The sequence below is a fragment of the Flavihumibacter sp. ZG627 genome (assembly GCF_000814325.1).
Classification (GTDB): Bacteria; Bacteroidota; Bacteroidia; order Chitinophagales; family Chitinophagaceae; genus Flavihumibacter.
Genome location: NZ_JPHF01000002.1, coordinates 761,314 through 771,929 on the forward strand (window position 1 = coordinate 761,314; position 10,616 = coordinate 771,929).

Consider the following 10,616-nt stretch of genomic DNA (forward strand, 5'->3'; position numbering starts at 1 on the left):
ACCATCATCAGTTAGAAAATATTATATCCAAATGACACATAGTACAATCCACCAACAAAGCTGTTACCAACCGCATTGAAATAATACTGGTTGAGGATATTATTACCACCGAGTTTAAGAACAGACTTGATCTTTGGAAGTCGGTAACTAACCTGTGCATCGAGTGTATGAATGGCGCTGATATCACCATTGGCGAAATCACCTTCATAATGGAAAGCATCCTGCCACTTGTAGCTAACCATAAAGCCTACACGCTTATCTTTTCCGATACCTGCATTAGAAACAGATGCATTGAAACGATATTTAGGTGAATTGAAGAAAGAAATATAGCCTTCCGGGACATCCTTAAGAACATCAGAAGAAAGGTTGGAACTTAAAGTGTAAGACCTGTAAAAACGATAGTCAAACCCGATACCAAAACCATATGTAGTTACATCTTCTTCTATATTGATGGGAACAGAGAAATAGCGTGTATTTGCTCCCGTTGTCTGTCCAACAAGTGTACGTGCCAGGAAATTTGTATACTGTCCATAGTATCCGTACATGTCTATAAGCAATTTACCACCACCCAGCAATCCTTTATAACCAAGTTCATAAGAAGTAACAGATTCAGGCTTGAAGGTTTTAAAATCATGAAGTTGACTGGGATTGCTGAGGCTGAAAGGCCTGTTACCTTTGAATCCATAGTAATCCTGGAAGCTTTCATCACCACCGATCAATTGTACACCACCACCAATTGCAAGGTCAATCCATTGCTGCTGGGTTGATGGGAAACGATAGGCAGTTTGTGCTGAGAAACGGATATTGTTGTTCTTGGCAACAGTTACCACAACAGTACCTCTTGGGGTGAACTTACCTTCGAAATTCTGATTCTTGTCATACCGACCGGAGAAGGTGAATTTCAACCTGTCATCCAAAAAGCGGCGGGTTGCCTGGATATAAGCACCTATCTCCCAGATTTTAATTGGCCTGAGTGAATCGGTGAATAAGGTGCCTTCTGAATTCAATACATATTGCTTATAGTTGGCACCAACCAGGATATCGGCTAAAGATGATGTTACAGGTGAAAGATTGTACTGTCCCTCCACCTGGTATAGATCTGATTTTTCAATGAACAAACCACCGCCATCAGAGATAGAAATACCCCGGATCTTATCAAAAAGTTCTTTGAATTGTTTTGATCCTGGTTCCGGACGACCCACATCCGCAACTGACCTTGCCCGTGTATGCGCACCCAATTCATCAGCGCCTGCCAGTTTGGAGGCAAGGTAGGCCTGGGTGTACTGCACCAGCCAATCGGATTGCTGTGGCTGTGGCCTGCCATCAGGTCCGAATGTGATGGTAGGTTTCCATGCTTCATTCAGCAATCGGGTAGTAACGGTAGCATTATAAGACTGTCCGGCATTTTCCTGGGTGGTATAAGCACGCAGGTACCAGTTATCATGCTTAAGCTCCGCCTTATATTGTCCCATTTTAAAATCGCGGAAAGAATAACGGTCGCTACCGGTATATACCGAATTACCCGTACCCCAGTTTCCTGCAACGATCGCCTCAACTTTCTCTGTAAGCTTATAATGGAAAGCACCGCCGAGCTTAAAATTCAGCGTGTTTGGATCGATGATATCCTCTTCATTATAACCCGTGCGCGAAACATTGATAGGCGAACCTAGCAGGGTAGAAACATACGGTGCGAGGAATGGCGCCTGTGCGGCTACACCTTGTAATACCGCACGTATATCGGCAGTTGTTTCATCACCATATACATTTATACCATCATAGTTGGGATCGGTTTCCCGGGTACCCGGAATAATGAATCCATTTCCACTGGCACGGTTGGCATAATTGCGCTTATCGGCAGCAAGCCAATCCTTTGCCTGGATAAATTCCATATTCAGTTTATAGGCAAATTTGTCTTTGATATTTTCTGCCCAGCGTACAGCCCAGTTATGATAGCTGGAGGCATCACGGTAACGGCTGTCCGTATTCATGATCCCCTCTTTAACCTGGAAGGAAAGACCTGTATATTTAAAAGGATTCTTACTGGTCATCAACAGGGTTCCGTTCATACCCCCCGGACCATAGAGTGCAGAAGAAGCACCTGGCAGGAGTTCGAGGTTGTCAACGTCCAGTTCTGAAACACCAATGATGGCACCCACAGAGAAGTTAAGTCCCGGTGCCTGGTTATCCATTCCATCAACCAGCTGGTTGAAACGCGTATTACCGCTTCCCGCAAATCCACGCGTGGTTGGTGTTTTAAAAGTTAATGATGATGTTACAACATCCACACCCTTTAAGCTTCCCACAATATCATAATAAGTAGCTGAAGGAGCGATGCGTATAGCGGCGCTGCTCACCCGCTCAATGGAAACCGGCGACTCCAGGATCCTCTCCGGAACACGGCTGGCAGATACCACCACTTCCGTTCCCAGTGATGAAGAAGGTGAAAAACTGATGTTTACTACCTGTCCGCCATCATTCACAACTACTTCCTGAGATTCAAAACCAATGGAAGAAAATACCAGAGTGAAAGGAGGCTTTTGAGAGGTAGTGAGGGTAAAGTTCCCTTTGTCGTCAGTAAAGGTTCCGGAGCTGGTTCCCTTGATGGTTACTGATACGGCTGGTACCACATCCTGGTTCGAACTGTTTTTTACATTACCCGTTATGGTTACAGTTTGGGCAATAGCAGCAATCGAAAAGAATAGGGCCAACAGCAGGGACGCAAAATAGCTGTAGCTTTTTCTCATAGCAAGCATTTTAGGTGTGTTAATCTAGGGGCAAAATAAGGATTTATTGCATCCGGCAAATTTTTTTAGGGCGCGGGATGGTAACTTTGTTTTATGGCACAATTTCAATTCCCCGAACAAACTGCATTTTATAAAGGAAAGGTTCGTGATGTTTATACTATTGGTGACGATATTCTTGTGATGGTTGCCTCCGACCGGATCTCGGCTTTTGACGTTATCCTTCCTGAACCTATCCCATATAAAGGACAAGTATTAAATCAAATTGCTGCATATATGCTGGAGGCCACGGCAGATATTTGTCCCAACTGGCTGCTTTCCGTTCCGGCCCCCAATGTTTCTATCGGTAAAAAATGTATCCCCTTTAAAATAGAAATGGTGGTGAGGGGAAACCTCACGGGTCATGCATGGCGCACCTACAGCGCCGGAAAGCGTTTGCTCTGCGGCGTTAGTATGCCCGAAGACATGAAAGAAAATGATTACTTCCCCACGCCTATTATAACGCCATCAACCAAGGCGGCGGAGGGTCATGATGAAGACATCTCCAAAGAAGATATTATTGCGCAGGGGCTTGCCAGTGCTGAGGACTGGAATACGCTGGAAAATTATACACTGGCACTCTTTGAGAGAGGAAAAGAAATTGCCGCCAGGCAGGGACTGATACTGGTGGATACCAAATATGAGTTCGGAAAAATCGGCGACACTATTTACCTGATGGATGAGATCCATACGCCCGACTCGAGCCGTTATTTCTATGCCAATGGTTTTGAAGAAAGACAGTTGAAAGGAGAAAAGCAAAAACAGCTCAGCAAGGAATTTGTGCGCGAATGGTTAATAGCGAATAACTTCATGGGTAAGGAAGGGCAGACGGTTCCGGCCATGGAACCCGAATGGATCAATACCATCAGCAAGCGCTATATAGAACTCTATGAGCAGGTGATCGGCAAAAAATTTGAGCCCCTTAAACTAAGTGATGAGGAAACAAGGAAAGCCATCATGGAGGCATTGAGCCAACTATAACCTTAAAACAAACAATTATGTCAGCAGACACCCTATTCCGGATAAGCAGCAGCCTTGCCCTGATCGGTTGGATACTGCTGCTGGCATTTCATAAAACCCTTTGGATCGGTAAGGTACTAACGGGCACCATCATTACTATTTTCGCATTGATGTACACGGGGCTTATCGCTACCAACCTGGGAGCTTTCCAGGCCGACAGTTTTAACTCCCTCAATAATATTGAAAGCCTGTTCCGCAACAGGTATGCACTGTTGGCAGGATGGATCCACTATCTGGCATTTGATCTGTTCACCGGAATATTCATTGTGAACGATGCCCGTAAAAACGGAATCGGGTTCTGGCCCCTCCTGCCCTGCCTTTTCTTCACATTTATGCTTGGACCATTCGGGCTCTTACTCTACCTTGTATTGCGCTGGTACCAGACCCGGTCCTATTTCATTGATGCAGAATAAACAGGGATGATCAATTACGCCACTACCCATGTTTCGCCCATAAGAAAACTGCAGTTGCAAGCAAAGAGCAGGAAGCCCCTACTCTATTATTTTTGCCTGCTGACTTTAGCAGGAGCGGTAGTTTGCGGGGTGATGATTCTCACAACATCCGGACAGATACTTGGTATCAATGCCTATATAAAACCCTTTAAGTTTTTTATCTCCATCAGTATACTTTCTTTTACACTTACCTGGTTATTGGTATATCTCAAAAACCAGCGGGCGGTAAAGATCTATAGCTGGGTTACGATGCTTACGCTGGCGTTGGAACTGGTGATCATTACCGGGCAGGCGGCTAAAGGCAAACTATCGCATTTCAATACCAGCACGCCTTTTGATATAGCCCTGTTCAATGCAATGGGTATAGCTATATTAATTTTTACTTTATGGACCCTATCCATTACCGTTCGGTTTTTCCGGCAGAAAGATTTTCCGCTATGGATGAGCGATGGCTATAAATGGGGAATAAGGCTGGGCTTTCTCTTCTTTGTGATCTTCGCTTTTGAAGGGGGACAAATGGCAGCACTGCTCCGGCATAGCATAGGTGGTGAAGATGGTTCAGCCGGACTCCCATTGGTCAACTGGAGCAGAACATCCGGCGATCTGAGGGTGGCACATTTTTTCGGCATGCACTCATTGCAGTTGCTGCCACTGATGGGATATTATTTCTTCCCGAAAAAAACCACGCTGATCATCATGGCCTTTACCTGGCTTGGTTTTGTAGTGCTGCTTTACTGGCAGGCATTAAAAGGATTCCCGCTAATTCCGTAGCTTTCGGGCATCATGAAAAAACTGATCTATATTTTCGGATATGCATTATTGTTAATGCAGGGAAATTTGTATGCACAGGAACTGATTGCCCTGGAAGGCAGGGCCGGCATAAGTTTCAGGGGACTATCGGTAGTTGACGACCAGGTAGTTTGGGTAAGTGGCAATAAGGGCACGGTTGGGAAAAGCATTGATGGGGGCAAAAGTTTTGAATGGATGGTAGTAGCCGGGCAGGAGACACGCGATTTCCGTGATATCGAGGCTTTCGATGAAAACACGGCGATCATTCTGGCGGTTGATTCTCCCGGCATCGTGTTACGCACTATTGATGGTGGGAAGCATTGGGAGCAGGTATACCGCAATGACAGCAAGGGCATATTCCTGGATGCCATGCATTTCCACAATGGCCGGCAGGGAGCCATTGTAGGCGATCCGCTGGTGGGGAAAATGTTGTTGCTGGCCACAGATAACAATGGCCAAAGCTGGAAATCACTGGAATTGATAGCCCCGCAGGTTGCAGAAGGCGAAGCCTGTTTTGCCGCCAGCGGAAGCAATATTATCAGCCGCCCCAATACTGCGCCGATGTTGATAACGGGTGGAATGCGCTCCCGGGTTTTTGTGGGTAGCAGGGTGATTGAGCTACCCCTTGTGCAGGGCCGTAACAGTACCGGCGCCAATGCCATTGCGCTGCGGGATGGCGGGCGGGGAAAACATTGGATTGTGGTGGGAGGAGATTTTTCTGCCGATAGTAGTCGGGCAGGCAATATTGCCCTCACTAAAAATGGCGGACGATCATGGAGAAAGGTTCACACCCCTCCTTTCGGTTACAGATCATCGGTAGCATATATAAGCCGCAAAAAGCTGATAGCGGCAGGTACTTCTGGCGTGGATATTTCTACAGATGGCGGCCGCGGCTGGAAGAATATCAGTACTACCGGCTACCATGTTGTGCACCGCGCTAAGAAAGGCAAGGCTGTTTTCCTGGCCGGGGGAAATGGGCGGATTGCAAAGTTTGAGTAGCCCAAAGCCGTTAACTTTACAGATCATGAATTATTTCGAACTCTATGGTTTTCCGCTATCGTTCAGGGTGGACCAGGCGGTGCTGAAGAAGCGGTTTTATGCATTGAGCAGGCAATACCATCCCGATTTTTTCACCCGGTCGGCGGCGGCGGAGCAGGCTGAGGTGCTGGAAAAGGCGGCGATGGTGAACAGGGCCTATAAAACATTCAGCACTGAGGATGGCACCATGCAGTACCTGCTGGAGTTGAAGGGCATGATAGAGCCGGAAGAGAAATTCCAGTTAGACCCGATATTTTTGGCGGAGGTGATGGAGATAAATGAGGGGTTGATGGAGCTGGAAATGGATCCGGGGATGCAGGCATTGGCTGCCAGGGAGAACGAAACCCATAAACTATTAAAAATCATATATGATGAAGTGGAGCCGGTTCTGGCAAATTATCAGGAAGGTACTACTACCGAAAAAGAGTTGTTGCAGGTAAAGGAATATTATTATCGCAAAAAATACCTGAAGCGAATTTTGGACAAGATAGCATCGCTGCGTAATATTGCATCCCGCAACAGTGAGGAATAAAAGCCCAGATGGCGGAATTGGTAGACGCGCTAGACTCAAAATCTGGTTATCGCAAGGTAGTGCAGGTTCGATTCCTGTTCTGGGCACGAAGCCATCTCAATAATGTGAGATGGCTTTTTTTATTTTATTTTAATTAATCAGTCGAAGTGAGTTTTTCTATATCATCTAAGTCTTTGTGTCGGCCTGATGCCCTCTTGGCTTGTAAAAGATTATCGAGGTGAATGAACCTGATTTTCAACCCCTCCTCTTCAAATATTTTTGCCTGGGGAAACGCCTCAATAAAACTCACCCCTTTAAGTTTCGTAATAATATCTATGTTCTACATTTTGATTATTTAAAGATTTAATGAAATCTCTAAAGTCATCATTAAAAATTGTTCCCATTAAGGATTCATTTTTCGCATAGAAAAATAATTTCTATCCAACCTGGGTTGATTTTCCATTGTAAAACCATAAGCTTTGGAAATGAGAAAGTATGCCTGCCGTAAACGCTCTGCATAAGGAACCTCTTTCCCGAAAATATTTGATGCATCAGAATCCTGAAATGTCATCATCCGAAATGCGCTTCTGTCAAATTTATACTCTGACATAATTATTAGGTGTCGATAAATGTACAACCAAAATTTTTATAGCCCAGCCTGTTGCAACTATATAATTCAGAACCCGCGCAGGCGGGCTATGCAATTCCTTTTTGGCTGTCTGGGATACGACTACCGTATAGCGGTTCATTTCAATTTGCCTTTTCGTTTAAGGCCCTTGATAACCTCCTAACTGTTATCGTTTCTTCAAATTTACTTGTTTAAAGACGCCTTTCCGAAATTGTACAGGTTCGATTCCTGTTCTGGGCACGAAGCAATCTCAATAAAATGAGATGGATTTTTTAAAAAATACCCCCCGTTTGGAAAGACTAGCCTAAATAGATAAATTTGGCAATAAACATCTCAGTTTTGGAAGAGCTGATTTTTATGGTAGACGAAAGCCTTGAAGGTGGTTATACTGCCAAGGGAATAGGCGTATCTATTTATACGCAGGGTGATACACTGGAGGCATTGAAAGTGGCGGTAGTAGATGCAGTTCGCTGTCATTATGATGATGAAAAAAGAAGGATCATCCATTTGCATAATGTGTGAGAAGAAGTTATTGCCGCATAAAAATACCCCGTGATCTGATCCACTTAAAATGGGGACTTTATCTGCAATGCAACTACCCAAAAAACAAAAACTGCAAATGGTGCGCAGCCGGATTAAAAAATACAAAGCTCGTCACGACAAATTAATGTCATGGAACAAGTTATTTTAAATATCAAGAATAAAAGCAAAATTCCTAAAGTAAATCCGGCAGGCATCAAAAAAACGAAGGTGCTTAAAGGACTGGAACAGTCAGTAAAAGAAGTAAATCTCATCAAAGCCGGTAAACTCAAAGGAATCCCTGCTAAAGATTTACTGAATGAGCTATAAGGTTATTGCTACGCCAAACTTCAAAAAAGAAGTTAAGCGGCTGACCAAAAATTTCATTCCGTGTAAATTGGTGAAGGGGACGATATCACTAAATATGTGAAAAGAAGCTATAAAGGGCTGTATCCGGGCCGGGAAATGAGTGCCCAACGAATTGGCAAGAGTGTGATTGCTAACCTGCTTAAACCAGGATAAGTATCATTCCGCCACGCAGCCAGTTTGGATAGGCATTTTTAAATCTTTAAATTTGAGACAAATGAATGATATGGAACTCGTGCTAAAAAAGGGAGCTACCAAAAAGGAGATCCAAGCCCTGGAGCGAAAGCTCTATAAGGAAAAGGTGTCCAGTGGCTTCAACGCAAAAAAATACAATGGTATACTGAAATTGAAACTGAAAGAAGATCCATTGGTCATCCAGAAAAAAATGAGAGATGAGTGGGAAAGAGATTTTAGTTGACACCAATATCTTTTTATACTTACTGAAAGGCAATGATACTTTAGAAGAAATGCTGCATGGCAAAAACATCTATGTATCCTTTATTACGGAGTTGGAACTGATCGGCTTTAAGAATATAACGCTCAAGGAACAGAAACAAATAGAGGTGATGTTGGGAGAATGTGTGCTGCTATCGCTCAATGGCAACATCAAGGAAAAATATGTGGAGGTCAGAAGAAAATATCACCTGAAGCTAGCCGATGCCATTATTGCCGCCACGGCTATCGCCTCCAATATTCCACTGATAACATCAGACAAACAATTTACGACAGTCAAGGAATTAAAATTGGTTACTTACCAAATGTAAGCCGTAAGTGATATTGAGAACAAGCCAGGGTTGAGCCACTCAACCAGCTCGATGAAGACGACAAAGCCACCGTATTTAAAATCATCGATACTATGCTCACCAAAAAGAAGTTCAAAGATTTATTCCAGAAAAATATTGAACTGTAAGTGTAGATCAATCCCCCTTAAATTCCCATATTAGTTATATGCTTACAACCATCAAATCAAGGAATAAAATCCTTACCGCCATTGGTATAATCTTGGCACTCTTATTAATTATCCGCTTTTATTCCCCCAAAAGAATTTTCAAGACCAGATAGAAGAGCTTCAAAGCAAAACTCAGCCCAATATTGATGCAACAGTCAGTAAAATTATTGCCGAAAACAGGTTCATTGATAGCATCCATTATCTAATCAACTCTGGGCAGTTTGTCGGAGCAGATAAAGTTATCACACAATTGATTGCAAAAAATGAAAAAAATGATTATTACTGGACATTAAAAGGTGAACTTCTAGATGCAAAAAAAAGATATGACTCCGCTATTTATTATTACAATTACGCACTGGTCCTTGATCCTAATTCAGGGGCAAAAATAAGCAGGGCGTTAACATATATAAAAATCGGAGAATTCAATAAAGCCATAGCTGATTATCGATCCGCTTATGAGGGCAATTATGATTTTAGCTATAACCTTGCAACCACATTTGAATTAAATAATCAAAAGGATAGTGCACTTATGTACTATAAAATTTACTTAGAGCACTACCCTGATTCACTGGTTAAGCAACTAAACATCCAAGGCGTCACGCTAAGTCACTCCATTGACACAGTTCAAGCCCGAATAAAAAGACTTAGGCAGAATTAATTAATTCCTACTTATATTATTTATTTATCCCCTTCCTTTCCATAGTTCGGATCATATTTCTTATTAAGTTTCGGTGCTTGCATAATTACCCGCCCATCCTGATCCGTAATGCGAAGTGTCCCATCATACGGCTTTCTTTTCATGGAGAACTCGTTATAGATTATAGTACCAATCTTAAGCACTTCTTTGTTATTTAAATTACTTACACCCGACAATACAACATTTGTTATATCGGATAAAAGTGCTGGTGTTCTATATTCTTCAGGAATAGGGGATTTCTTTGCCACTAATGCCTGACTCACATCATAAGTTGCCATTTTCAGATATTTGGTTTGCTGTAGAGCCGTATTAAAATCATCATTATTTAACGAGGTTCTAAGAAATGACTCTCCTGTAATAAATGCATCCAATATAATACCTGCCTTTCCCAATCGTGTGTTCTCGATTGGAGCCTTTGGCAGCATTTCACCTCCAGCAAAAAATCCCTCCGGCAAAACACTTTTATGCCTCAAGGCAAGTCCTATTATTTGGATTTTATTGGGCTCATGTGTCGGATCATTGTCAAACTCATTCTTAACAGGATTAGGAACGAATGACTTATAATCGATATGCCCAATTTGATTGTTAATGCCTATTTGTCCTGTAATCCAATTATTAGGATCATTATTTGCAGCCTGGAAGGTATTCCGAGTAATATTGTGCATATTGGCCATCTTCAATTTCACAATGCCGTTTACTACTTCAACTCTTGCAAAATTAGAATTGAGATATTCCAATCCATCCAAATCAAAACCATCAATAGGTCTATTTGATGCAAACTGATAGGGTGTTAACATGGGATAACCTTTCGTCAGCGGATCCACGCTCAAAAACTTTCCTATCCTTGGATCATAAATCCGCATGCCA

General features: G+C 43.0%; 12 protein-coding genes and 1 tRNA gene. 11 read left to right on the forward strand and 2 right to left on the reverse strand.

Features of this window, described 5'->3' with window-relative positions; genetic code table 11:
• Positions 1–11: 11 nt before the first annotated feature.
• Positions 12–2,744: a TonB-dependent receptor gene (locus HY58_RS06760; RefSeq protein ID WP_072037592.1), complete on the reverse strand. Its 2,733-nt coding sequence runs from the start codon at positions 2,742–2,744 to the stop codon at positions 12–14.
• A gap of 93 nt (positions 2,745–2,837) precedes the next feature.
• On the opposite strand from HY58_RS06760, the gene HY58_RS06765 reads away from it, so the two are divergent.
• The 11 genes from HY58_RS06765 to HY58_RS06815 all read left to right on the forward strand — a co-directional run bounded on the left by HY58_RS06765 (position 2,838) and on the right by HY58_RS06815 (position 9,710).
• The gene (locus tag HY58_RS06765; protein WP_039129555.1) at positions 2,838–3,761 is read left to right on the forward strand and encodes a phosphoribosylaminoimidazolesuccinocarboxamide synthase; all 924 of its coding nucleotides are present in this window, start codon (positions 2,838–2,840) and stop codon (positions 3,759–3,761) included.
• 17 nt (positions 3,762–3,778) lie between these two features.
• Positions 3,779–4,213: an ABA4-like family protein gene (locus HY58_RS06770; protein ID WP_039129558.1), complete on the forward strand. Its 435-nt coding sequence runs from the start codon at positions 3,779–3,781 to the stop codon at positions 4,211–4,213.
• Positions 4,214–4,219: 6 nt separating this feature from the next.
• Positions 4,220–5,023, forward strand: a complete 804-nt coding sequence (locus tag HY58_RS06775) for a hypothetical protein (protein WP_052323895.1) — start codon at positions 4,220–4,222, stop codon at positions 5,021–5,023.
• A 12-nt stretch (positions 5,024–5,035) separates the two neighbouring features.
• Positions 5,036–6,040 carry a YCF48-related protein gene (locus HY58_RS19420; RefSeq protein ID WP_039129561.1) on the forward strand — a complete coding sequence of 335 codons (1,005 nt, stop codon included), beginning with the start codon at positions 5,036–5,038 and terminating at the stop codon, positions 6,038–6,040.
• 25 nt (positions 6,041–6,065) lie between these two features.
• Complete coding sequence (gene hscB, locus HY58_RS06785; protein WP_039129563.1) at positions 6,066–6,611, forward strand: Fe-S protein assembly co-chaperone HscB; 546 nt, start codon at positions 6,066–6,068, stop codon at positions 6,609–6,611.
• Positions 6,612–6,613: 2 nt separating this feature from the next.
• A tRNA-Leu gene (locus HY58_RS06790) sits at positions 6,614–6,697 on the forward strand.
• Positions 6,698–7,536: 839 nt separating this feature from the next.
• A complete protein-coding gene (locus tag HY58_RS19330; protein ID WP_216593775.1) occupies positions 7,537–7,740 on the forward strand; it encodes a hypothetical protein in 204 nt (67 codons plus the stop codon).
• A gap of 150 nt (positions 7,741–7,890) precedes the next feature.
• Positions 7,891–8,067, forward strand: coding sequence for a hypothetical protein (locus HY58_RS19425; protein WP_156123599.1), 177 nt, complete (start codon positions 7,891–7,893; stop codon positions 8,065–8,067).
• Between the two features lie 262 nt (positions 8,068–8,329).
• Positions 8,330–8,521 carry a hypothetical protein gene (locus tag HY58_RS06805; protein ID WP_156123600.1) on the forward strand — a complete coding sequence of 64 codons (192 nt, stop codon included), beginning with the start codon at positions 8,330–8,332 and terminating at the stop codon, positions 8,519–8,521.
• Positions 8,496–8,867 (forward strand): PIN domain-containing protein, encoded by a 372-nt coding sequence (locus tag HY58_RS06810; RefSeq protein WP_039129573.1) that lies wholly within the window; start codon positions 8,496–8,498, stop codon positions 8,865–8,867. The genes HY58_RS06805 and HY58_RS06810 overlap by 26 nt, the downstream gene beginning before the upstream one ends.
• Before the next feature lie 390 nt (positions 8,868–9,257).
• Positions 9,258–9,710 (forward strand): M48 family metallopeptidase, encoded by a 453-nt coding sequence (locus HY58_RS06815; protein ID WP_256381573.1) that lies wholly within the window; start codon positions 9,258–9,260, stop codon positions 9,708–9,710.
• Between the two features lie 20 nt (positions 9,711–9,730).
• On the opposite strand, the gene HY58_RS19610 is transcribed toward HY58_RS06815, so the two are convergent.
• Positions 9,731–10,616 (reverse strand): hypothetical protein (locus HY58_RS19610; RefSeq protein ID WP_216593776.1); only part of this gene is annotated, 886 nt, incomplete at its 5' end.

Bases quoted from the DNA above. Each gene is read 5' to 3' on its own strand.
- HY58_RS06760 (WP_072037592.1), bottom strand. From the start codon at position 2,744: ATGAGAAAAAGCTACAGCTATTTTGCGTCCCTGCTGTTGGCCCTATTC.
- HY58_RS06765 (WP_039129555.1), top strand. From the start codon at position 2,838: ATGGCACAATTTCAATTCCCCGAACAAACTGCATTTTATAAAGGAAAG.
- HY58_RS06770 (WP_039129558.1), top strand. From the start codon at position 3,779: ATGTCAGCAGACACCCTATTCCGGATAAGCAGCAGCCTTGCCCTGATC.
- hscB (WP_039129563.1), top strand. From the start codon at position 6,066: ATGAATTATTTCGAACTCTATGGTTTTCCGCTATCGTTCAGGGTGGAC.
- HY58_RS06810 (WP_039129573.1), top strand. From the start codon at position 8,496: ATGAGTGGGAAAGAGATTTTAGTTGACACCAATATCTTTTTATACTTA.
- HY58_RS06805 (WP_156123600.1), top strand. From the start codon at position 8,330: ATGGAACTCGTGCTAAAAAAGGGAGCTACCAAAAAGGAGATCCAAGCC.
- HY58_RS19425 (WP_156123599.1), top strand. From the start codon at position 7,891: ATGGAACAAGTTATTTTAAATATCAAGAATAAAAGCAAAATTCCTAAA.
- HY58_RS19420 (WP_039129561.1), top strand. From the start codon at position 5,036: ATGAAAAAACTGATCTATATTTTCGGATATGCATTATTGTTAATGCAG.
- HY58_RS06775 (WP_052323895.1), top strand. From the start codon at position 4,220: ATGATCAATTACGCCACTACCCATGTTTCGCCCATAAGAAAACTGCAG.